The 25,635-nt window shown below is 39.3% G+C and carries 16 protein-coding genes; 5 read left to right on the forward strand and 11 right to left on the reverse strand.

Annotated features, from left to right (window positions below; genetic code table 11):
• Nucleotides 1-28: 28 nt before the first annotated feature.
• The 9 genes from BP74_RS11335 to BP74_RS11375 form a co-directional block, all read right to left on the reverse strand.
• On the reverse strand, nucleotides 29-1,621 hold the full coding sequence (locus BP74_RS11335) for a RagB/SusD family nutrient uptake outer membrane protein (RefSeq protein WP_496374143.1): 1,593 nt from the start codon (nucleotides 1,619-1,621) through the stop codon (nucleotides 29-31).
• A 20-nt stretch (nucleotides 1,622-1,641) separates the two neighbouring features.
• Complete coding sequence (locus tag BP74_RS11340) at nucleotides 1,642-4,719, reverse strand: SusC/RagA family TonB-linked outer membrane protein (RefSeq protein ID WP_496374145.1); 3,078 nt, start codon at nucleotides 4,717-4,719, stop codon at nucleotides 1,642-1,644.
• 26 nt (nucleotides 4,720-4,745) lie between these two features.
• Nucleotides 4,746-7,070, reverse strand: coding sequence for a GH92 family glycosyl hydrolase (locus tag BP74_RS11345; RefSeq protein WP_496374147.1), 2,325 nt, complete (start codon nucleotides 7,068-7,070; stop codon nucleotides 4,746-4,748).
• A 26-nt stretch (nucleotides 7,071-7,096) separates the two neighbouring features.
• On the reverse strand, nucleotides 7,097-8,497 hold the full coding sequence (locus BP74_RS11350) for a sugar porter family MFS transporter (protein WP_496374149.1): 1,401 nt from the start codon (nucleotides 8,495-8,497) through the stop codon (nucleotides 7,097-7,099).
• A 34-nt stretch (nucleotides 8,498-8,531) separates the two neighbouring features.
• The gene (locus tag BP74_RS11355) at nucleotides 8,532-11,219 is read right to left on the reverse strand and encodes an ROK family protein (protein ID WP_496374151.1); all 2,688 of its coding nucleotides are present in this window, start codon (nucleotides 11,217-11,219) and stop codon (nucleotides 8,532-8,534) included.
• Nucleotides 11,220-11,249: 30 nt separating this feature from the next.
• Complete coding sequence (locus BP74_RS11360; protein ID WP_496374153.1) at nucleotides 11,250-11,984, reverse strand: GntR family transcriptional regulator; 735 nt, start codon at nucleotides 11,982-11,984, stop codon at nucleotides 11,250-11,252.
• A gap of 675 nt (nucleotides 11,985-12,659) precedes the next feature.
• Nucleotides 12,660-15,875 (reverse strand): ELWxxDGT repeat protein, encoded by a 3,216-nt coding sequence (locus BP74_RS11365; protein WP_496374155.1) that lies wholly within the window; start codon nucleotides 15,873-15,875, stop codon nucleotides 12,660-12,662.
• A gap of 699 nt (nucleotides 15,876-16,574) precedes the next feature.
• On the reverse strand, nucleotides 16,575-17,120 hold the full coding sequence (locus BP74_RS11370) for a hypothetical protein (protein WP_496374157.1): 546 nt from the start codon (nucleotides 17,118-17,120) through the stop codon (nucleotides 16,575-16,577).
• Between the two features lie 509 nt (nucleotides 17,121-17,629).
• The gene (locus BP74_RS11375; RefSeq protein WP_496374159.1) at nucleotides 17,630-17,797 is read right to left on the reverse strand and encodes a DUF3943 domain-containing protein; all 168 of its coding nucleotides are present in this window, start codon (nucleotides 17,795-17,797) and stop codon (nucleotides 17,630-17,632) included.
• Between the two features lie 194 nt (nucleotides 17,798-17,991).
• Between BP74_RS11375 and BP74_RS11380 the strand changes: the two genes are divergently transcribed.
• The 4 genes from BP74_RS11380 to nhaA all read left to right on the forward strand — a co-directional run bounded on the left by BP74_RS11380 (nucleotide 17,992) and on the right by nhaA (nucleotide 20,517).
• Nucleotides 17,992-18,297 (forward strand): ArsR/SmtB family transcription factor, encoded by a 306-nt coding sequence (locus tag BP74_RS11380; RefSeq protein WP_496374161.1) that lies wholly within the window; start codon nucleotides 17,992-17,994, stop codon nucleotides 18,295-18,297.
• Nucleotides 18,298-18,392: 95 nt separating this feature from the next.
• Nucleotides 18,393-18,725: a four-helix bundle copper-binding protein gene (locus tag BP74_RS11385; RefSeq protein WP_496374163.1), complete on the forward strand. Its 333-nt coding sequence runs from the start codon at nucleotides 18,393-18,395 to the stop codon at nucleotides 18,723-18,725.
• Between the two features lie 53 nt (nucleotides 18,726-18,778).
• Entirely contained in the window at nucleotides 18,779-19,258 is a 480-nt protein-coding gene (locus BP74_RS11390; protein ID WP_496374165.1) for a DUF305 domain-containing protein, read from the forward strand.
• Nucleotides 19,259-19,347: 89 nt separating this feature from the next.
• Entirely contained in the window at nucleotides 19,348-20,517 is a 1,170-nt protein-coding gene (nhaA, locus tag BP74_RS11395) for a Na+/H+ antiporter NhaA (protein ID WP_496374167.1), read from the forward strand.
• A gap of 87 nt (nucleotides 20,518-20,604) precedes the next feature.
• Here the strand turns inward: nhaA and BP74_RS11400 are convergent, their stop codons facing one another.
• Both BP74_RS11400 and BP74_RS11405 read right to left on the reverse strand, forming a co-directional pair.
• Nucleotides 20,605-22,836 carry a bifunctional alpha,alpha-trehalose-phosphate synthase (UDP-forming)/trehalose-phosphatase gene (locus BP74_RS11400; RefSeq protein ID WP_496374169.1) on the reverse strand — a complete coding sequence of 744 codons (2,232 nt, stop codon included), beginning with the start codon at nucleotides 22,834-22,836 and terminating at the stop codon, nucleotides 20,605-20,607.
• Nucleotides 22,837-23,032: 196 nt separating this feature from the next.
• A complete protein-coding gene (locus BP74_RS11405; RefSeq protein ID WP_496374171.1) occupies nucleotides 23,033-24,328 on the reverse strand; it encodes a TIGR00341 family protein in 1,296 nt (431 codons plus the stop codon).
• A gap of 146 nt (nucleotides 24,329-24,474) precedes the next feature.
• Between BP74_RS11405 and BP74_RS11410 the strand changes: the two genes are divergently transcribed.
• A complete protein-coding gene (locus BP74_RS11410; protein WP_496374173.1) occupies nucleotides 24,475-25,635 on the forward strand; it encodes a mechanosensitive ion channel family protein in 1,161 nt (386 codons plus the stop codon).

The following is a 25,635-nucleotide window of genomic DNA, read 5'->3' on the forward strand; positions in this document are numbered from 1 at the left end:
GTAGAAATTTTAAAATTTGATTGAAGAATTATTCCCAGCCGGGATTATTAGGTCTTAAATTTTTATTCAGGTCAATGTCGTTTTGAGGAACAGGCCACAGGTAGTGTTTGTTTTTATCAAAAACACGGTTATCTACTTTCAGGTATTCACCATTCACTTTAAATCCATGCAGTGTACCATTAAGTACATTTTCTGCAATTTTCCACCTGCGGATATCAAAAATCCGTAAACCTTCCATAGCTAGTTCAGTACGACGCTCCCTTCGGATAACTGCGCGCATTTGTTCCTGGGAAAGAGAAGGAAAGTCCAGGGCTTGTCGGTCAGTGAAACCAGCTCTTTGCCTTAACTGACCTATGGTTTTACCCCATACATCTGCGGTCATTTGCCCTAATTCCATCTTTGCTTCTGCATACATCAATAAAATATCTGCATAGCGGATAAGCATCAGATTGAGGCCTGAATTATTACCACCATCAGCAGTTTTATCATAATACTTTCTTACATAATAACCTGTAGGGGTGGCATCAGCATTATCTACACTATTATTTCCGGTACCAGGGGCAGTTCTTACTATAAAAGAAGAACCATCTCTTCTCACCCAATTGGCACCATCGTAAACAATAGTGTTATAAAACCTTGGATCCCGGTTCTCATATGGCTCATCCTCATTATACCCTGAAGCTGCATCTTTGATGTTTTTCCCATTTAACATCACATAATCATCAACTAATTCCTGTGAAGGGGCAATGCCACAAATCAATTGTCCTTCAGTGCGGGGTATAAAAAACCGTTGCTGGTTTTGAGTTCGCTTCCCCGGGATATATACCATCTCCAGTATTGACTCTTTGCTGTATTCATTTTCAGGAGCAAATACACTGGCATAATCTTTCAATAAACCATAGCTGCCATTAGATCCATTCATTAATTGCTCGCAGGTGTTGACAACATCAGTCCACTTGCTATCATATAGGTATGCCCTTGCCTTTAATGCTATGGCAGCCCCTTTTGTGATACGGCCCTTGTCTTCTGCACTATATTCAACATTGGTGGGCAGGTGAGCAGCACAATCAAGTTCACTAAGCACAAAATTCATCACGGTTGCTCTGGCTGTCCTGCCAATGGCAAAACTTTCTTCAAAGTTGATCTCGTTAGTAATGAGTGGCACATCACCATACCATGTATAGAGGTTGAAATAATGATAAGCCCTGATAAAACGGGCTTCCGCAATGATGCGGTTTTTAACTACCTCAGTCAGGCCCGGCACTTTATCAATGTTTGCCAATAAATTATTGCATCCGCGGATGCCTCCATAATGAAAGCCCCATTCTCCGGCGACGCGGTCTGTGCGTCCATCGTAAGCACCTTCTGCAATATTGCGAACGCGTCCGCCATTTACTGCACTGATACAAAAAGCATTATCACTAAGATCTTCATTAAAGAAAAAATATTCGTCGGAATACATTTGGGCATAAACCGTATTTAAGGTATTCCATGCGGCATCCGGACGTTTCCAGAAATCCAGGTCAGTTTCCTGGTAAGATGGAGCCAGGTCCAGCTTTCTACAGGCTCCTAAAATCACCATTAAACTAAACACTAGAACTATATGTCGTTTGAATTGCATAATTCAACATTTAAGCTTGATTAAAAATTTACATCCACTCCTACAGCAATTACTTTCAATGTGGGATATACTCTACCGCTATTGCTGTTCGAATTGCTGATTTGTAGTGAGCTGTTTAATTCTGTTATTTCAGGATCAAAACCATTATTCATTTTCGTTAGAGTGAAAAGATTTTGACCGGTTATATAAAACCTGCATTTTTCTATTCCGATAGGTTGCAAAAGACGTCCTGGTAAAGAGTACCCCAGCTGCAAATTTTTTAACCTCGCATAGGCGGCATTCAGTAACCAAAAATCTGAGCCTGCATTATTGTTTGTAGACGCTGCACCAGTGGTAAGTCTGGGATAGGTTGCATCTGGATTAGTAGGTGTCCATCTGTCAAGATGTTGTTTATAAACATCATCCCAGTTATTATGGAAGGCTTCTACCCCTTCCCCTCTTAGGTATAGTGTTCTTTTACCCACTCCCTGAACAAGCACATAGGCATCAAAACCTTTCCAGTTAAGACCATAATTAAATCCAAATGTGTACCGCGGAAAAGGATTGCCCATGATATACCTGTCGTTGTTATCAATCTTTCCATCTTGGTTGCGATCCACATATTTAATGTCACCTGGGTGTACTTCGTTGACAAAAGTTGGCTTCGGATTGTCTTTGATATCGGCTAAACTCTGGTAAAAACCATTAGATTGCAATCCATAATAGGAACTGATGGGGAAGCCTTCCTTTGTAATAAAGGTCCTGTCAGCCTCGGTCATGAAAACCTTTCCTTTAATATCCACAACTTCATTCAGGTTATCACTTAAGTTGAAAGAAACAGTATGTTTAAAGTCTCCATGCCCAAACCTATAGCTTGCCTGCAATTCCCATCCCCGGTTCTTCACTTTCCCAGCATTTTGTGTAGGAGGCCAGGCTCCGAACAATGAAGGAGCTGGCAGGTCTAGTAAGATATCATCTGTAACCTTATTGAAATAATCATAGGTTAAGGAAAGTCGGTTGTTAAATAAACTTACATCTGCACCAATATTTGTCATGGTAGATGTTTCCCATTTGATATCAGGATTACCCATTCCTAAGAATGAAGCTGCTTGTCCTGCATTTCCAAATCCATACACATTAGGATATGTGCTCCAGGTATTCAGGTAACGGTACAATCCAATCTCCTGGTTTCCCAGCTGACCCCATGAAGCCCTGAGTTTCAGAGTTCCAATCTTTTCCTTTATAGAATGCATAAAGCTTTCATCTGTGAGCTTCCAGCCCGCAGATACTGATGGAAAGAATGCCCTTCTGTTTTCTTCAGCAAACCTTGAGGATGCATCAACTCTGAAATTGAACTCTACAAGGTATCGGTCACGAAATGCATAATTAGCTCGGCCGAAAACTGAGTTCAGGGCCCATCTGTCTGTGTGCAGGTTATAAGACCCACCTTCATCTATTTTGGTACCGGTAATTGGTTCCCCGGTTATATTGTCAACATCAGTTTTATGCAATTGAGTATAACTTGAAAGTCCCCCTTCTGATGAATACCCTATCAATGCTTTGACACTATGAGCTCCAAAACCATTCTCATAATTCAGCATTGCTTGTAGGTTATCTGAACGGCTATTGCTATTGGCATCAGTAACCGAATTTTGATTATCGGAGCCTATATAAGGTTTATAATCAATGATCTTTCTGAATTCATTCGTCCGGTTTTGAGAATAGTTGCCACCATATATTGCCTTTAGTGACAAATGGCTGTTAAATGAATATTCTCCATTCAGGTTCAGTAAAAAATTATCATTCAGATAATTACGTTCCCCACCCTTCTCTAACCAGGCCAAAGGATTATTAGAAGCTGTTGGTGCAATTGTATAATTTCCTGAGGTATCTGTGATCGGGTAAATGCGTGGAATACGCAAAGCAGTTGAAATGATCCATTCAGACCAGAAAGCATGCTCTTTCATGTTTTGGCGGGTAAATGCCAGGCTGGTACCGATTTTAAAATGGTTTCCTATCTGGGTATTTAAATTTGATCTTAGGTTATATCGTTTTACTCCGTAATCAGGACCATTATACAAACTGCTTTGATTAAGGATTCCACCAGAAAATAAATAATTGGTAGCTCCTGAACTTCCGCTAATGCTTAGATTATGGTTCTGTTGAGGAACGCTGGATTGTAACACCTTATTTAACCACCAGTCATAAGATCCCCGGGTATATGCCTGTTGAATATCTTCTGGCGTAAATTGGGGGTCATTTCCTGAATTAACTAAGGCTTCGTTTTTAAGCTGCATGTATTCATATCCTTCAACAGGTTTGACCAACATGGTTGGCTTTTGAATGCCATAAATTCCATTATATACAACAACGGGTTTAGACCCTTTCTTTCCCTTTTTTGTAGTTACCAATATCACTCCGTTAGCCGAACGTGAGCCGTAAAGTGCTGCGGAAGCTGCATCTTTTAAAACACTGATACTTTCAATATCATTTGGATTTAGAATATCAAGCGAGGATGGAATACCATCAACAACAATCAAAGGGCTTGAGCTACCCAGGGTACCTACACCCCTGATATTAATGTTGATAGAGGCACCAGGCTCTGAAGTATTTTGCTGTATGATCAATCCCGGAGCCGCTCCCTGCAAAGCCTGTGTAACCGAAGTAACTGGTCTTCCCTCCAGCTCTTTTGCTCCTACTACACTTACAGCACCCGTTAGGCTTGTCTTTTTCTGTGTACCATAGGCAACAACAACAATATCACTCATAGCCGCAGATTCCATAGAAAGGATTACCTGAAAATAGTTTTGACCATGTAAGGCAACACGATTTTTTTGATAACCTACTAATGAAAATTCGAGAAATTCCGCAGCAACTCCCTTTGGTACATTCAATGTAAAACTTCCATTGTCAATTGTTTGAGAACCTATCCTGCTCCCTCCAAGGTATACACTTACCCCTGAGAGAGGCTTACCCAGGCTGTCAGAAACGACACCCTTTATAGTCTGCTGGGCATTAGCATTAAAAGAAGAAAACAAAATTAGCAGCAGTGGAATAAATCCCAGGATTTTTAACCTGGCTATTACTGCTTTAGGCAGAAGCATTTTCATTTTTTTCATAAACAAGCGATTAGAGGTATAGAACTTTATTTGAGCGTTGTGTTAGGTTTATTTCCAAGCTGATACTTCAATGTGCCACCACGAATAATTTGATTGAAAGCCAAAGATGGCTTTGAAAGCTTTTTACCATTAAAGGAGGCAGTCTGAATGTATATATTGTCAGGTCTGTTATTAGTACTCACGATGGTGAATTTCCCTCCTGGATAATATTTCTTATTCAGCTGAATGGTGATCTTATCAAACAATGGAGAAGAAAGTTGCATCTGAGGCTTAGCCGCTGCACCACCTTGTACATCAAAAAGTCCTATTCCAGCAAGTACATACCAGGCACCAAGTTGACCCTGGTCTTCATCTTGTCCGTATCCATATCCATGAATACCCTCTGTTCCGTAAAATTCATTACAAATAGCCCTTACCCATTTCTGGGTAAGCCATGGTTTGCCGGAATAATTAAAGAGCCAGCTAATATGCAGGCAAGGTTGGTTGCCATGATTATACAATCCTTCCAGACCGGCAAACGCATCAATATTTTTACCACCACCAAAAACTGCTTTTTGGGAAAGAGTAAAGATGCTGTCCAGGCGGGTATTGAATTCATCCCTCCCAACTTTTGCAATTAACCCATTGGGATCATGTGGAACATAAAAAGTATACTGCCATGCATTTCCTTCCTGGAAGCCACGCCATGGTTCAGATGGCCTGAAGTTGCCGATAAACGAACCATCCGCATACCTAGGATGCATCAATTTTGTTGAGCTGTCAAATATTTTCTCCCACCCCTTGGATAAGGACAGTAGTTTTTTATAATCATCTTTTTTTCCTAATTCTTTTGCCCACTGTGCCACTGCAAATGAACTAAAGGAATATTCAAGCGTATGAGATCCTGAGAAGCACCATTCATTGTTTTTTGGATCGATGTGATTGACATACCCATATTTCACAAATCTTTCAACATCATCTTTACCTGCACCTTCCGGGCGGTTGATCCATTCTAATTCATTTTTTCGGGCTGCTTCATAGGCCGTTTTGATATCAAAATCCCGGATACCATACTGATAAGCACCGGCCATGATAAGGCCAACAAAATTGGTACCTACACCAGAAACATATTTGCTATTGGCAATACCATCCCCTAACCAACCCGCATCCTTGTATACTAGCAATTGGCTTTTAATATAATCTGAATAATATTCAGGATATGCAAGCGCCCACAATGGAGTAAGGTTCCAGAAACCTCCCCATATAGCATCAGTGTTATAATGATTATGTATAGGAATACCCTTTTTATTTAAAGGGATTTGCCCAATGCTTCCATCATTTTTAGGATAGGCTCCATTTACATCGCTGGCTAGTCCCCTTCCTAATAATGCATGGTATAATCCAGTATAAAACTTCACACGATCTTCCTTGACACCACCTTCTATTTTAATTCTTCCGAGGTAATTATTCCATGTAGTTTCTGCTTGTTTTTGAGCCATATCAAAGTTCAGCTCCCCCGCCTCTTTTTCTAAATTCTTCCTGGCATTTTCTATGGAAGTATAAGACAGGCCAGCCTTTATAGTAATGGATTCAGATCCATTAATGGTAAAATCCAGGTATAATCCAGCGCCTTCGCCTTCCACATTCATTTTTCCCGGTTCAATTGTCTGTCCCTTAAAAACACCCACTCCATTGGGCTTATGATCAACTACGGCAGAAAAATACATGGACACATTGGCTCCCTTCTGATATTTCTGTACATACTCCGGCAGCGTAATCACATAACCTTCGATCCTGCCGTCTTTGGTCATATAAACCTGGGCATCCTTAACTTTTCCACTTTCTCCCTGGCGGTTACCTATATCAAAAATGACATGTGCCTGGCTTCCTGCAGGAAATGTATAACGGTGAAAAGCAACCCTGCTTGTAGAAGTTAGTTCCGCCTTTACTCCATAATCTTTTAAGATAACTGAGTAATAACCCGGCTTTGCAATTTCATTCTTCCTGTCAAAAGCAGACCTGTATCCTTTTTGACTTCCATCAATTGATCCTGGAATTGTTTGAAGTTTTCCTGTGGTAGGCATGAACACAATACCCCCAACCTGAAACTCATGAAAATTTGGAAACCCTTCTATCGATGAATCCCTGTAATCATAACCTACAGCTTCCCATCCTTGTTTGTTTCCATAATGCCCATTAGTAGAAGGAGCAGGTTTGGCCATGGCAAATGGAACAGCTCCGGGTGTAAAATGAAACCATCGACAATGGGCAGTTCCAATGTACGGATTTACTTCATTTACTGGTAATGCTTGTTTTTGAGCAAACAAAAAAACAGGCATTAAAATGGAGAAAATAAGAAGTTTAAATTTCATGATAGCTTGCAATTAAGTGGTGAATATTACCGCGCATTTTTTTTCCAGTAGGTTTGAATCTCCTCGAGTGTCTTTCCTTTTGTTTCAGGAATTACTTTCCATGTAAGCCAGAGCGCAGGTGCACAGAGCAAAGCAAACGTCCAGAAAGTTGCGGCAGGACCCCAGTTATCACTTTTCAACATCAATGGGGTTAGTTGTCCCACAAGAAAGTTTGCAAACCACAAAGACAATGTTGCCATCGACATGGCTACTCCACGCGATGCATTAGGAAATATTTCTCCAATCAAAATGAAACAAACAGGGCCAAAGGAAAAGGCAAAACAGGCAATAAAAATTAAAATGAATAGCAGGATCCACGGACCTGAAAGAACCTGCAACTGGAATAGAATACCAAGTACAATCAATGACAAAACAGCTCCGCCAACACCCCAGAACAGTAAAGGACGACGTCCATATTTATCTACCGTTAATATCGCAACGAATGTAAACAGAACATTTACCAGGCCCACTACTACTTGCCCGCCCAAAGCATCGCCCAATGAAAATCCTGCCTTGTCCAAAATAACAGGACCATAATAGATTACAGCATTAATGCCAGAAACCTGCGTTAAAAAAGGAAGCAGGAGACCGATCAACAATGGGGTGCGATAAGCTTTGGTAAATAACTGGCGGAAATTCCCATTCTCCTTCATATTTGCATGTACGGCTGCTATTTCTTCCTGGGCTGTTTCTTCCGAATTAATTTTCTTCAGGTAATAAAGGGCTTCTTTTTGCCTTCCTTTTAACAGTAACCACCTTGGAGATTCCGGAACAAAGAATAAGCTTATTAAAAAAATAAGAGCAGGTACAAGACCCATGCCTATCATCGAACGCCAAACATCCTGTTTGATAACAAAATGTAACCACCCTGTATACACGTTACTATCTCTTGAAATCCCAAGTAAATAGGAATTGGAAAAATAAGCAGCTACTATTCCAAGAGTGATAGCCAATTGGTATAATGCAACAAGCCTGCCTCGGTATTGCGGGGGTGAAAACTCTGAGATATACAAAGGACAGATCATCGAAGCTACTCCTATTCCTATACCTCCTATCAATCTGAATAGTATGAGTGCCGTAGCATTAAAAGCAAACATGCACCCGATTGAAGAAACAAAAAACAAAATAGCTGATAAGATCATCACCTTCTTACGGCCAAATTCATCACTCAGGTAGCCCGCTATCAATACACCAATAATACAGCCTAGCAACGCACAACTGACAAACCATCCTTCCATGCTGGTACTGAAATGAAACTGATTGACTACAAATGAAAGCACACCTGATATAACAGCTGTGTCAAAACCAAAAAGAAAACCTCCAATAGCAGCAATAAAACCTACCAGGAATAGGTATTGCTTTTGAATTGGTTTCTGAAGTACAGGCATATGCAAGTATTAAATCGTTAATGAAGTGAACTAATTATTTTACGAATGCTTTGATGACTTTTATCTCTGTTGAGCCTTGGTTAATTAATTGATACGCCCCTGCCGCTGCCGGAATCACAAATGTTTCTGCGTAATGAAAAACTTGAATTGCACCATTTTTTGTTTTCACTAAAACACTACTTCCTTCAACCAGCATTAAAACATGACACTGATTATTAGTTTCTACATCGATATCATGTAAAAATTCAATGCGGTGAACATCATAAAAATGATCGGTATGGGTTGGCAGATGAACGATCCTGCAACCCTTTCCTTCTTTGAGAATCTGAGGCTTTGAGATCAATTCTTCACGAACGCTGCTACCTTTCCTGGAGAAATTCAGATTCTTGAAAGCGTGGTTAATATTGATAGGCCTTGGTTCTCCGTTAAGATCTAGTCGCAACCAGTCATACATCTTAAATGTAAAAATGTAGGGGGTGGCACTAATTTCTAACACCAGGTTATTACTGCCGGAACTATGTATGGTACCATTGGGTATAAGAAAAAAATCATGCTTTTTAGATGGAAATTTCTGTACATAATTTTCTATCGCTACCACTTCATTCTCTTCATAACTATGTTCCAAAGCTGTTTTAAACGCAGCCGGATCTATGCTTTCATGGAAGCCTAGGTAAACCTGTGAGTCTTCTTTACAATCCAGTATATAATAGGTTTCGTCTTGAGTAATGTTTTCACCAAATTCCCTTTGTATATAATCTAAGGATGGATGGCACTGTATGGACAGGTTTCCACCATCAAACGTATCAAGAAAATCAAAACGTATGGGAAACTCTGTACCAAAACGTGAAGCATCCTTTCCCAGGATAGCCTTGTGATCAAATTCCATCAACCAGTCAAAAGCAACTTCAAGCAAGTTGTCATCACTTTCAAAAACCAATCCGTTCTCAGGAACAATCAATTCAAATGACCATGCATAATTGACCTCCTCTTTATTTAGTGCCGGTATATGCTGTTTAAGCCATTGACCACCCCAGGCACCTGCTTCAAACCAAGGTCGCACACGAATGGTGTTATGGGTGATGGTTTGTAAGCCTTGATCAAGCGAAGTTTTAAAAAACCAGGTAATATCATCTTTCCATTGCCCATCGGCAATAACAGAAATTTTATTTTTAATGTTGATGCGATGGTTGTTTAAGACAACCCAGTCCACAAAATAAAAACGCTTATACATTTCAGCCGGTGCAAAGCTTTCTATGGCGCCCAAATTGGTGATTGACCTGGCACGCATACGGTATTGGATCTCATTTTTCGGTAGATCAATGTAAAGTACCGGTGCATTCCAGTTGCTTAAAGCAGCTCCTGTTCCTATAATGATTTGTACACCTTCTGATTCCTTAGGCGTTAAACCGCGCAATTGATCAATAGAAAAAAAATCTTCTAATTTCAAAGAAGTCTTTGTCCCCCACACAGATCCCTCCTCTCCCATAAATGGGCTAACTAATGCTTCAATTTCATCGGCAGGCTTCAACAGTTTATCTGTCCGGTGCCAGGTACATTTGATTTGGTGCTTATTAAAGTAGGCAGCACATTGTTCCTGGATAATGCTAAAATCAACCCCGGCATAACCATCAATAATCACAGATTTCTGCGAACTTATCCATTCCGCAAGGGTTTCATATCCTTTAAATATTTTCCCTTGCCCTAAAGCAGTAAAAGGATAAATATCATAACACTCTTTACCTCTACCTTTTTCTTTTGTAGTCACTGGTAATAAGGCCTGTGAGCTCTTTCTCCATGCCTGCTCATTTTGATTAGCACGGCTTTTCTCTTGTACCAGGGCTGCGGCACCTGTGATAGCTGACAATTCTGTCCCTTCTGTTATCTGTATGATAATTGAAATATTTTGATGTTGAAAAATAGCTTCTAGTTCAGGTAGGAAATAGTCAGCAGCTTTACTGAGGCTTCCTCCCAAAATCAGGCATTGTGCTTTGAAATCGCTGACCCATGGCAAAAGGCATATGCCAAGGTTTCGGCCAAACTCATTAAAAATATTGATAGCATGCTTGTCCTGCTGCAGTGCAAATTGATAAATCTCTTTAGCTTCCCTGGTCTCACGTCCTGTTATCCTGTTAAACTCATTCACTAGCCATGAAGCAGATATATAATCTTCAGCTACACCTTCTTTAAAAGGCACATTATATAAATAGCCATCCGGAGGAACACCTTCCCCATCTTTTTGGATCTTATTATTTTGAAGAAAAGTCGCTCCAAGACCAGTGCCCAGGGTTATAGCAATAACCTTATCGCAATGGGCAGCCCTTCCAAGCTGGCTTTCACCCAGCCCAAAACAAACTGCATCATTTTCGAAATGAATAGGCAAATCATCACCACAACTTAACCTGGATGTCAATAAATCACGGATATTAATCCCATACAATTCTTCATATTTATTTAATCCCCTGATCCATGAAATCCCCTCACTATAATCAAAAGGTCCTGGAATAGATATGCCAATCCCTTTTACATTTGAAGCGACAGCTTTAGATAATGAATATTCGAAGGCTTTGATCCACTGATCCACGATCACTCCACTATCACCTTGTGAATGCACAGCCTCTTTATAATAAGATTCTTCCACAACTTCGCCTCCGTTAACCCTGACAAGGGCAGTAGAAACATGAGAACCTCCAATATCAACGCCAAGTACTAATTCTTTGTCCATATGTATGAACATATTATGGTATAAAAAAAATTAAATCTCTTTTTTGATGTCAATTGAATAGGTAAACTTATCCGAACGGTAGTAACCTATATTATATTCTATGGGCCGATTTCCGGGATCATAAACAAAACGCTCTCTGAAAAGTATCGGAGCATGGGAATCCACTTTCAATTTCTTTCCAATACGGCTTCCTGCAAGATGTGCGCTTATATGCTCACTGGACCGTACTACAACAATTCCGAATTTCTCTTCCAGCAATTTGTAGAGAGGCCGGTTAAAGTTTTCTTCAAGATTGAACTCGATCCGCGGATGAAAATAACTTTCGAAGTAAACCACAGGTTCGCCCTTTAACCCGCGTAACCTGGAAAGTTTCAGGACTTTACGGTGCGGTTTGATGTTGAAGAATTGAGCTATTTTCTGGTCAGCTTCTACACTTACAATATTAACTTCCAGGTTATCAACATCTAAACCTCTTTCATGCATTTCCTGGGTAAAACTGTACCATTGATTGAGACCCGTTGAAAACGTTTTATCAGCCACTTTGGTGCCTACACCTTTCTTTCGTAACAGCAAACCTTCATATTCCAGCTTATTGGTTGCCTGTCTGATTGTATTTCTTGAAACCCCTAGCCTGTTGGCCAGTTCTACTTCCTTTGGCAGAAAGGCTCCGCTCTTGTATTCAGGCAATTCGATAAGTTTTCTTAATAGCTCCTCAACCTGGATGTGCAAGGGAAGTTTACTCTTATGGTCAATTTGCAAGCTCATGTAAGTATGTTCAAACATACTAACAAACATTTAATAAACAAACAATTTTTTTTAGGGCTTTACAAAAAACCCCAAATCAGTGGAAACCAATTCGGGGCTAAAACAACTTCCATTAAGAAAATGCAATTCCATTAACGGAAGTAATAAAGTTACATTGTTATAGTATGCTGGCACCTAAGTGTAATCCCTGATCTATTATTATTCAGGATAAATCACAACATTAACTTGATTTACAATTTACCACTCAGGATTGCTCTGTTCAAAGAATATTGATCATTGCTTTTGTCACCTCGCCGGAAGTCAAATCTTTGAATTCAAGATTCCCTCGTCCCCCTTGTCCGCCATAGCTTTAGCGAAGGCGAATCGTCCCTATTGTCCCTCTAGTCCCTCATTCTTCCACCTAATTCCTGCCCACACAAAAAACATATCTCCCCCCTAACAAACCAGAAAGCTTCAGCATAGGCGGATTGTTCATCTGTTCTGCGGTTCCTTTCCTCCCCAACCGGCTACCGACTACCGACTCCTGACTCCCTCGTCCGCCGTAGCTGAAGCGAAGGCGGGTCGTCCCAAGCGTCCCACTCGTCCCTCCCTATTCCCTTTAAAAGTTGCGTACTCAAAAGGCAAAAAAATGCAGCACATCGCTGTACTGCATTTACATATATCATTTTGCTAAACCTATTCTTTTACCAAAGGCAATTGCTTATTGAATGTCGTCCCTCTGATACTGATAGTATAAATTCCGGAGGCAAGACCCTGCACCTGCACAGGGATAGTAGAACTTCCTGCCGATAGCGTCATCGAATGCAAATTCACCACTTGCCCTCCCTGGTTGATAACCTTTATAGAAAGAGTTTCTTGCTTTTGAAGCGATACCATCAAACTTGCATTATTCTTAGTAGGGTTAGGATAAATCAAAACAACAGGTTCTTTGCTATGTAAGTTCAATGCCAAAATCTTTGAATAGGTAAACCTACCGTCTGCATCAACCATCCGTAACCGGTAATAAATAACTGGATTGGCTAAACGTACAATGTTAGGATCTGTGAATGCATAACTGTGCATCCCTGGTATATTGGTGGATTTAACCATCCCAATGTTACTGAAGTTCCGTCCATCTATACCTCGTTCCACCTCAAAATGTGAAGTGTTTTCTTCATTACTCGTATTCCAGTAAAGAACACCATCAGTATTCAGGATCTTGCCATTAAATTCCAGCAACCGCAAAGGAAGCAAAGCTGCAGTATTGGCCACCCAAAGCTCCCACCCATTATTGTCATTCTGCATGGAAGCAAATAGGTTCGTTCCGGCTGTAGCAAAAAGTTGCGCACTGCTGCTACCTACACCGCTATATACATCCTGAAGCAACTTCGTTCCTGTAGCACTTCCATCACTGATCCAGGGTTCGCTGCCATTAGTGCCATTGTCGGCCACAAATAATAATTTGTTTCCAGCTGCAAAAAAAGTTAAAGGTCTGGAACCAGTAGAACCCGGATTGATATCTTTCACCAGGATTGTTCCAGCACCTGTCCCGTCACTTTTCCAAAGTTCAGTACCATTGGTCCCATCCGATGCAGAAAAATATAATGTCCCGCCAACATTTGTCAGGTTACTGGGGCTGGAGCTGGCTGCACCAGTATTAATATCTTTCACCAGTACAGTTCCCGCGGATGTACCATCACTTTTCCAAAGCTCTGTACCGTTTATTCCATCAGTTGCTGAAAAAAACAAAGTGCCCCCCACATTGGCAAGATTAGACACGTTGGCGTTGGCTGCACCTGCATTAATATCCTTAACCATTATTGTACCTGCTGTTGTTCCATCGCTTGTCCACAACTCGGTTCCATTACTGCCGTCAGAAGCGGTAAAATATAAAGTGCTGCCTATAGTTATAAAATTAGTTGGGTTTCCATCACCGGCACCAGTCCGAATATCTTTTACCATAACAGTGCCGGATGCTGATCCATCGCTTTTCCATAGTTCTAAACCATTGGCTGTAGTATAAGCAGCAAAAAACAGGGTACCTGCCACGTCAATTAATGAATTAGGAAATGATCCACCTGCCCCGGCATTGATATCTTTTACCAAAACAGTACCTGCTGTTGTACCATCACTTTTCCATAACTCGGTATTATTGGTTGGGTCTGTTCCCTGGAAAAATAACGTGCCGCCTACATTAATGATATTGAAGGGATTTCCATTGGTAGTTCCGGGATAAATATCTTTCACCAGCACAGTACCGGCAGCTGTACCATCAGATTTCCAGAGTTCTTCCCCGTTGAGGCCATCGGAGGCTGAAAAAAAAAGGGTACCTCCCAAATTGCATAAATAACGCGGACTGGAGGGATTTGCACCTGCATAAATATCTTTTACCAGCACTGTGCCGGCAGCTGTGCCATCACTTTTCCAAAGTTCATTACCATTTGCCGCGTCTGAAGCCTGGAAAAATAAAGTTCCCGCTACATCCAGGAAATTGGAAGGATAAGAACCTGCAGTGCCTGAATTGATATCTTTTAGCATGGCTGTTCCGGCTGTTGTACCATCACTTTTCCATAATTCTGATCCATTGCTTCCATCATCTGCCAGGAAAAACAAACTGCCTCCTACATTAGTCAAAAACTTAGGACTACTGCTGCCCACCCCACTTTTGATATCTTTCACTAGTATAGTTCCAGCTGTTGTACCATCACTTTTCCATAATTCATTGCCATTGGTCGCATCAGTTGCTTGAAAATATAAAGTCCCGGCTATATTGGTCAAATAGTTAAGATTGGAACCGGAAGCCCCGGAATTTACATCTTTTACCAGCACCGTGCCTGCTGCTGTACCATCCGTCTTCCAAAGTTCCGCTCCATTGGTCGCATCGAAAGCAGAGAAAAACATTGTGCTTCCCGCAGGAGTCAAAAAAGAAGGAATCGAATTGCCTGCACCTGCGTTAATATCTTTCACTATAACAGTACCTGCAGTTGTTCCATCACTTTTCCAAAGTTCACTGCCATTGGTTCCATTGTTTGCCTGGAAAAATAAAGTACCCGAAAAATTTGTCAGGTTACTCGGGCTTGAATTGGCTGCGCCAGAATTAATATCTTTTACCAGCACAGTACCTGATGACGTGCCATCAGTTTTCCAAAGCTCAATGCCGTTTGTTCCATTGTTTGCCTGGAAATACAGGCTGCTGCCTATCACTGTGAATGAACCAGGACTGGAATTAGAAACACCTGCATTAATATCTTTCACCAGCACAGTTCCGGCAGCCGTTCCATCAGTCTTCCATAACTCCGCACCATTAGTGGCATCAACGGCCTGGAAAAACAGGGTGCCTGCCAGGTCAATAAAGGAGCCCGGGCTCGAATTAGAAGCTCCCGCATTAATATCTTTCACCAATATAGTTCCAGTTGCAGTCCCATCGCTCTTCCATAGCTCTACACCGTTAGATGCATCAGAAGCCTGGAAAAACAATGTCCCTCCAAGGTTAAATAAGTTGGCAGGGTTAGAACTATTGGAGCCGGCATAAATATCTTTCACCATCACAGTACCTGCAGTGGTGCCATCTGTTTTCCAAAGCTCTGTACCGTTTATTCCATCATATGCTATAAAAAATAAAGTACCCCCCACATTCGTCAAATAAGCAGGGCTAGAACTTGCTGACCCGGGATTAATATCCTTTACCATCACGGTGCCCAACGTGGTACCATCAGTCTTCCAAACCTCAGTGCCTCCGGTAACGGTAGTAGCCGTAAAATAGAGGTTGGTGCCTATGACAACAAAATTGCTGGGGTTACTACCCGCCGTGTTGACAGCAGTGTTAATGTCTTTGATTAAATTAAATTGTTGGCTCGCTGCAGGATGAATGCTAAGGCCAATGGCAATGGCCAGCAGGTACAGAATTCTCATAATCAGTAATGGTATATATAGGCATTTTATACCGCCGCTGAGAGGACTAAAATGTATGGTCTTGAGTGGCTTGGCTTACCTAAGAGCCAAATATATATCAATTCATATATTTAAAGAAATGCCCTTGAAACCTATAATGACTGCGATTATCAGTTGTCTTCCCCTGTCCCTTTTGTCCCTATCGTCCCTTTCACTACATCTTAAAAAAGTTTCCCAAAAAATGTCACTCCCACCTGATTCCTTCAAAATTCAATATTCCCCCTCGCCCGCCATAGCTTCAGCGAAGGCGGGTTGTAGGCCATAGCTTTAGCGAAGACGGATTGTCCCTCTTGTCCCTCTTTCTTTTCCCTAATTCCAGCCCCATCTCTCCAAGCTACTTCCTTCGAAATTCGATATTCCTTGTTCATCTGTTCTGCGGTTCCTGTTCTCCCGACTCCAGACTACCGACTCCCGACTCATGACCCCCTCGCCCGCCGAAGCCTTGGCGAAGGCGGGTTGTCCGCCATAGCTTCAGCGAAGGCGGATTGTCCCAATGGTCACACTCGTCCCCTATCCCTAATGTGCAGCATTACAAACCTACAACAACAGAATATTTGGAAAACCCATGACTGTCACCATAATATTTTTACAACAACCATCTATCTCTTTACATAGGATACAATGGCGGCGGGATGTAGCCTGATAATTACAATAATTCCACTAACTTTTTTTAAGGTGCTTGACTTTAATTGTCCAGTATGTCAGCGTATCGCCAGAATCAGGTATGTATTGATGAGCAGTCATAGCAGGAATAATAATAAAGTCTCCAGGAGAAACCTTCTGTACAGTTGCATTCTTAATGCTATCGCAAAACCAATTTCGTGATGGTTCTACACCTTCTGATCTGATCATTTTTCCCACTTGATGTCCAATTCTAAGAATGCCATTTCCCGAGCGGATTATTGCTACATCATCAAATTGTTCATGGATTTCAACATAACCTGTCTTTGGCCTGACAGTTAACAAATAAAGCGAGCTGTCCTGACTTTGTCCTAAAGCGGTTCCAATTGAATCTTTCTTTATGAGCATATTTACGATAGAGTCTAGCTTAACTGTGCGGTAAGAAGTTATAGAATCGCCATTGAATTTTTTAAGTTCGGAATTAATATCAAATAAAGAATCAGCATTTTTATTTGAGTCAATTTTCGTTTTACAGGAAAAGAGGGTCACAATAAATAGGATAATAGTTAGTTTAATTCTATTCATATCATCGAAAGTTTTATTTAGCTATTACCGGCAACGTGGAACAAATTTCTGAAGCCAAAGATTCATGTCCCTTTAGCTGTAGTTTCCCTTCAGTTGTGTCGTCCATTAAAGTTATTGTGTTTAGTTGTTGTTCTACAGCCTTGGTTTTAGAAATATTCTGTTGGCCGAAGTGCAATTCCCCTTATCCATGTATCTGTTAAATGGAGGCTTCCCTATAATACATCTGTTAAGCTTCTCCAAATACCAGTATCTACTCATTGTCCCCATCGTCCCAAATGTCCCTCTCTTCATCCTAAGTAATGTTTCTCAAACAAAAGCCTCTCCAATCGAAACTAATTAAAAACCACAAACTAAAAACTACAAACTCCCCTCGTCCGCCGAAGCTTCAGCGATGACGGATTAACTTCCTTCTCTAGACTCTCCTCAATGGTATTTATCTGTTCGCTGTTTGCTCTGTAAATAAAGTTGCAAAAAAAGTTTTTGTTCCTTACGTGTCAAATGCATTCAATTCAAATACCGTTCGACCGAGCTACATCATAATAAAGATTACCGGCATAGGGATGACCATAGAAATTAACCCCAAATTCATCCTGGTCCCATTCTGCCTTGCTTTGGAAATTACGCTTCCAGTCTTTGGGACCATTACTTATCCAATCAGCCAACGAAAATGCGGACAATAAGCTTTTACAGGCTTATTTAAGTGAAGACGATACAAACCCTCATCTCATCCACGATCTTCCAAATTTGACAGCTCTATGTAAAAAATTGGCGGTCTTGAAAACATTTCAACAGCAGAAAGCAAGCGGATAATTTTTTCCCTTCCATTTTTCTCCCAACAATATTTACTAATTAATTAAACTCAATACTTCAAATGAAAACTCCTTTAATGATCGAAGAAGACAACCTGAAACAAGCCGCATTAAGATTAAGAGCTATTAATAACAAACTGAGAAAAAATATCCTTCGTCATATTCATGATAACGGTTCCCTCGTCGTCCATGATATTCATACTAATTTAAATATCGAACAGCCCGTAGATTCCCAGCACCTTGCCATTTTGAGAAATGCACAATTAGTACTTACAAAAAGAGAAGGAAGATTCATTTATTATTCAGTCAATTATTCACAACTTGATTTTATGCATAAAACCTCAAAAGAACTGATAAAAGAACAGTAAATAACCCCTCCTAAATCGCATTTTAATTGTATTATAATCTAACATCCATCCTGCATGGTTTAGTTTTTGTGCCTTCAAAGCTTTAAACTTCTATCATGGTTGGATACCACACCTACAAGTCCTGCATTGAAGCCTGTTTAAATTGTGCAGCTATTTGTAATCATTGTGCAAGTTCATGTACCAAGGAAAAGGATGTCAAAATGATGGCAAAATGCATTCAGTTAGATATGGAGTGTGCAGCTATCTGTTATACTGCAGCTCAATTGATGAGTCTGGGAAGCGATAAAGCTAAAGCTATTTGTAGCATTTGTGAAGAAATCTGTAATCTGTGTGCAATTGAATGTAGCAATCACCAGACAGAACATTGTCAGGAATGTGTACGCGCTTGTAAGCAATGTGCAGTGGAATGTAGAAAAATGGCGGCATAAAACATAATAAAGCGGGCTTGATGCCTGCTTTTCCTAACAATAAATTGAAAAAGATGAAACCAGAAAACCATATGTCTTCCATGAAAGGCATGAGTTATGGAAAGTTTATAGTAATGATCCTGATTTCGTTTTTAATTATGTATCTGGTAATGTTCTTAAATATGGATAAATTGGGCCATTATCATACAAGTGCTACGCGAATTTATATGGCGCTGTTAATGGTTGCTCCTATGGCAGTGGTGATGATGATAATGATGGGAAATATGTATCCTGATAAGAAAACAAATACAGCAATCGTAATAGGAAGTACTGTTTTCTTTGTAATTATTCTGATCGCTTTACGAACACAAACCCCCATAAGTGATGTTCAGTACATGAAAGCTATGATACCACACCACTCCTCTGCAATCATGGTTAGTAAACACGCCAACATTAAAGACCCGGAAGTAAAAAAATTATCAGAACAGATCATACAGTCCCAGGAAAAAGAAATTGCAGAAATGGAAGCGATGCTTGATCGATTACAAAAATAGAACAGGCTTTAGCCCTTATTTTTGCTAGCCTAATCGTAAGTTAAAAGCCAGCACTTCCTTTTACTTGTCCACCAAAACTACAACTTACAATGACCAGTAAATTTGCCGATTTATTTAAAGCTTTTTTCGATAGTGAAAAAATAGCAGGCTTACTACTTGTCATCTGCACAATTATTTCTTTATTTATCGCAAATTCTTCCTTTGGTGATGCTTACATTCATTTTATACACCAGGATATAGACCTGTCGTTTGCCAGGGTTTCATTGGATTATTCTACAGAACATTGGGTTAACGATGGTTTAATGGCCATATTCTTTCTAATGGTAGGTTTGGAAGTGGAGCGGGAAATTTATGTTGGGGAATTGGCAGATTTTAAAAAAGCCATTTTGCCTTTTGCGGCAGCAATAGGTGGTATATGTGTCCCGGCCTTTATACATTTTTTCCTCAACAGGGGTACAGAAACACAGGCAGGTTTTGCAATTCCAATGGCAACAGATATTGCGTTTGCTTTAGGAATACTGGCACTGGCAGGAAAAAAAGTACCTATATCAGTTAAAGTATTTTTGACAGCACTTGCCATTATTGATGATATAGGAGCAATCCTGGTTATTGCTTTTTTTTATACCAAAACAGTATTATTTACCTATTTGCTGGTTGCCAGTGGTATTTTGCTAGGTTTATTTATATTGAATAGACTAAAGGTTAAAAACCTCATTTTTTATATCATCCCAGGCATTTTCATGTGGTATTGCTTTCTGAAGTCCGGGGTACATGCAACAATTGCAGGGGTTCTGCTTGCCTTTGTCATTCCGTTTCATAATGATGATGAAGAAAATGTATCTTATCATTTACAACATTTTTTACACAAGCCCGTAGCTTTTATAATCTTACCCATATTTGCCCTGGTAAATACCGCCATAGTTTTACCTTCAAATATCTCTGGAAGTCTTTCTTCTTCCAATTCATTAGGTATAATTCTGGGACTTGCGGTTGGCAAACTCATAGGCATTTTTATGGTTCCATTTATTTTAGTAAAAATGGGCGTGGCAAATTTGCAGGAAGGCATAACATGGAAAAACCTTGCTGGGATTGGACTATTAGGAGGTATAGGTTTTACCATGTCAATGTTTATAAGCAATCTGGCATATTCTGACACTGCATTGGTAAGCAACTCAAAATTGAGCATTTTGGTAGCATCTACAATTGGTGCTATATCAGGATTATTGGTTTTTATGACAAATAAAAAAAATGCTTCATAACGCATAATCTGCCGTGTTCATTACCAACACCGCTATTCCATCTTCAACAAAAAATTAATTGTTCAACTTTTACAACCTTTCACACAATTAGTGAACTAATCGTGAAATAGGCAAATGGTTGAATCCTTCTAACAATGAGATCACCATCTGTGGCTTCAGCAGGTTGTATTGTGCATAGGAGGCATTAGGACCTACCTTGACAGTAAAACAATTGGGTCTCCCCACAAGAGTTTTGAACATATCTTCATCTGTTTTATCATCTCCTACCGCAAAAACAAAATCGTAGAGCTTATTAGTTAATATTTTTTTTATAGCCGTTCCCTTATCCGTTCCCCGGTTTCTCACTTCAACTATTTTATTTCCCTGAGTTACCTGCAGTTGCCGGGTATTGACTTGTTCCTTTAATTCGCCAGCTAACTCTTTTGCTTTCAAACTACCTATTTCATTATTGGAATTCCTGTAATGCCAGACAATGGAAAACTCCTTTTCTTCGACAAAACTATTAGGACAACGTCTCACATACATTTCCATAATATTATGCACGTTTTCCTTCCACTCACTATGTGTTTGAACAGCTGTGGTCCATTCCTTATCATTTTTAAGCTTAAATCTGGCTCCATGTTCAGCAATTAAATTAATAGGAAACGTAGCAAAATATTTATCCAGCCATATACTGCTTCTGCCACTAATTATATATACATCAGTGGCTTCTTTTTTACATAACTCTAATAATAATTTTAATAATGATTCACTGGGCTCCGCCTGCTCAGGGGTCGAGGTAAATGGAACAAGAGTCCCGTCATAGTCCAGCAACAGTAACCTGTTATTGGCATTTCTGAATTGGTCGTATAAATTCCGCTTGGAAAATTCATCTAAAAATATTTCCTGGAAACTTTGTTGCTTCAGCTTAATATTTTTTAACCCTATCATAAAGTCCTGGGCCCATGCCTTAACATCATAACTGATTAATCGTTGCTGCATGCTTCTCATCCTTTCACATTGTTCTTGTTCATCCATCTCAAGTCCTTCTTTTATTTTTTCTGCCATTTCCTGTATATCATTTGGATTAATCAATAATGCTGCGTCAAACTCCCGGGCCACGCCTGCCATTTCACTAATGATCAACACACCTTTTTTATCTTTTCTGCTTGCAACAAATTCTTTAGCCACTAAATTCATTCCATCTCGGAGGGGTGTAATTAATGCCAGGTCACATAGCATGTAAAGTGATAACAACTCTTCAAATTCCATTGATTGATAGCGATAAATAATAGGCTGCCAATGAAGATTTCCTGTTCTGCTATTGATGCCACTGATCAGGACATCGATCATTTGCTTTCGCTCCATGTATTTCGGTATATCATCTCTGGAAGGAACGATGTTCATCACAAAAACAACCTTATTTAAATATTCTGGGTTTTGTTGTAGGAAAAGTTCGTATGCCTTCAGACGATTATGCACACCTTTTGTATAATCCAACCTGTCAACCGAAAAAATGATCTTCCACCCTTCCATTTTCTCCCTCAGCAACTTTCTCCTGTCAACTACTTCCGGCCTATCAAAAGACTCATTAAATAATTTAAAATCAATACTGATGGGAAATACATCTACTTTGACCAATCTATCCTGGAAACGAATGATGTTCCTATTATTATCAAAACCAAGAACTTTTTGAACAGTCTCTAAAAAATGTGACGCATAATCTATTGTATGAAAACCAATCAGGTCAGCACCTAACATGCCTTTTATCAAATTTTGTTGCCAATACCTCGGCAATAATCTAAATATCTCAAAGGAAGGAAATGGAATGTGAAGAAAAAAACCAATGGTAATATTCGGCAGTTGCTTTCTCAACATTCCGGCAAGTGGCAATAAATGATAATCATGAATCCAAACAGTATCGGTTTCACGGCAATATTTAAGCAACTCTTCTGCAAACCTTTCATTTACCATCAGGTATTGTTCATACTCATCTTTATCATAGGAAGCATAGGATGGAAAATAATGAAACAATGGCCATAATACTGAGTTAGAAAGTCCATTGTAATACTTATCATATTGTTCTTTATAAACAAAAACTGGAAGGTATGTAAAGGTACCTTTAGATAAATGATAGGCTGCCGCTTCCCAGTCAGGAGGCGTACATCCTGGCACCCCCGTCCAATAAGTCTCAACAAATTGACTATCTGAATGATCCAGGTAGCTACTTATGGCGCTAACCAACCCACCTGAAGATGGCTGAATTTTCAATTCGTCGCATTCATTGCTAATACTTACAGGCAAACGATTGGCTACAATAAATAATCGGTTGTTGTTCATTTGTTACCCACAAGGTATTGCCTGGAACATAGATGCGTATTAAAATAAGATTAGAACAGTATTAAAACATGGAATGGATAAAGTATAAGCTGAACAATGATTTATTCACTATACAATAAACAGGCATAGAGATATTCTAAAATGCATGGGATAATACAAAAATGCATTCATGTTATCATTTTGCACAATTGAAAGGTTAAAGTTTAATCATTACCACGCTATCAGCAGAAAATCGAACCTTCAAAAATTTATACAATTGATCAAACTCTTTACGCTCGACGGGTTGATTGAATTTGTAAAAAAAAGCAGGGATATGCCTAATTGAACCTGAGGTATCTGGTATAGATAGCCATCCATTTGTAGCTGTATCAATAAAATTAAAAGCAATCTTAGTTTCCTGTATTACCTGCTGATAAGACAATGTATCTGCTTGCCGGGCATCTTTTTGACTGTTTAACATTTTTAACTCCATCTGTTGAAACATATTCCGGATAACTCCTGAACTCAACTCATTGACCTCTTCTTTAGTCATATTAACCCTGTGTAGTACCAATTGATATCCCTTGATACCATTCAAAACTAATTGATGAGATATATCATTTTTTAAACTATCAGGGATAGGCAGGCCTGAATGATATACTTTAATTAAGGTTGCTGAATCTTTTTTTTCCAATTCCCATTTTAAAATTTCATTTCCCTGGTTGTAAATATTTTTTAAAACTATATTATTGATCTTCTTTCTAACCGTTTCTTTTTGATACACACCAATCAAAAAATATATACTTGGTATGGTCACTATAATAATTAATGTAAGAAACAATACATTATAAATTCTCTGTTGCCGTGTAGTCCTGTATACTTTCTCGGGAAACTTTAAGTATTTAACTATTAAAAATGTAGCAAGGCTGATAAAAACTGCATTAATGAAAAAAAGATAAAAAGCTCCGGCAAAAAAATGCCATTGTTGGGTAGCAATACCGTATCCAACTGTACAAAGTGGAGGCATGAGTGCCGTTGCAATTGCAACACCAGGCAATGCAATGGAAGGGCCGGATCTTGAGGTGGAAATAATACCGGCAATTCCCCCAAATAATGCAACCATAACATCTAATAAGGTAGGAAAGGTTCTGGCTTCAATTTCTGCTGTGGGCTCCCCAAAAGGAGATATCAGGAAATACAATACAGAAGCAATAAGGCTTAATATAACGGCAATCAAAAGATTTTTCGATGATCGCCATAACAGTTGGTTATCATGTATACCCAATGACAATCCAATACCTAGTATCGGCGACATGAGTGGAGAAATTAACATCGCTCCGATTATAACAGCAGTTGAATTAGTATCTAACCCTATGGATGCCAGAACTGCAGAGCAAAATAAAAGCCATATGTTATAACCTCGGATAGAAACCCCTTCACTAATTCTTTCAATACTGCCCGATTTGTCAGATGTGGACTGAAGATCAAAAATCTTTTGAAATAAATAAACCATTAAATGATTTTAGTAAAAGGACACCAGCAAATTAATTTACAAACCTGTAATAATTCAATGAGAATATTCCCAACTCTCTTAAATTAAACTATATAACATACACAAATAAAATAATTAATTGCTTTATTAAAATCACATTAGAATAATTGAATGGAAAATCAATAGGCAATCATATAATTACCTTTGTAAAACTCCACACTCTTTTTCTATCCACATACTTAGGGGAATTATTAATGAATTCAATCTGGAAAGAACAAATATTTGACAATACCATTAAGGATTGGGCTATAGCGCTTTCCATCATGGTTATCTTGATGGGCCTTTTAAGAATTTTTCAGTTTGTAGTCATTAAGCGCATAAAAAAATATGCCCTTTATACAAAGAACACTTTTGATGACTTTTTTATAGTTCAACTACAGTCATTAGGCATGCCATTATTGTATATGATGGCATTTTACACTGGCCTTAAATATGTTGATCTTCCACAAAAGCCTGCACAGGTCGTCCATATTGGGCTTTTAATTTTTATTCTATTCTTTATACTTAGGATAATAAATTCTTTTTTATTCTATTCTTTCAAAATTGCTATTTCAAGAAAAGAGAAAAATGAGCAAAGAGAAAAACAGGCAAAGGGCATCTTATCAATTATCCAGGTTATAGTTTGGCTTTTAGGTATACTCTTTCTTATAGATAACCTTGGTTATGATATTACAACCCTGGTTGCAGGTTTAGGTATTGGCGGAATAGCTATTGCCCTGGCTGCTCAAACAATTCTTGGAGACCTCTTTAGTTACCTGGTCATATTTTTTGATAAGCCATTTGAAACAGGCGACTTTATCGTAATACAGGATAAAATGGGCACTGTTGAATACATTGGTATTAAAACAACAAGGCTTCGCACGTTAAATGGAGAACAGCTTATTTGCTCTAATACCGATCTCACAAATTCCAGGGTACATAATTATAAAAGAATGCAGGAAAGAAGAATAGTCTTTTCTTTTGGTGTAGTCTATAACACTCCTCCTGCAAAGCTTAAAAATATTCCCTTAATGATAAAAAACATCATCGATGATCTCGATTTGGTCCGCTATGACAGGGCGCATTTCTTATCATTTGGAGACTCAAGTCTTAACTTTGAAGTTGTTTATTATGTAAATTCTCCTGAGTACAATTTATATATGGACAAACAACAGGCAATTAACCTGGATATTATGGAGATGTTTGAAAGGGAACAAATCGAGTTTGCATTTCCAACACAAACAATTTTTGTAAGTAAGGTCTACCACGAAGAAATTCAGGCATCGTAA

This window comes from Flavisolibacter ginsengiterrae DSM 18136 (assembly GCF_059568575.1).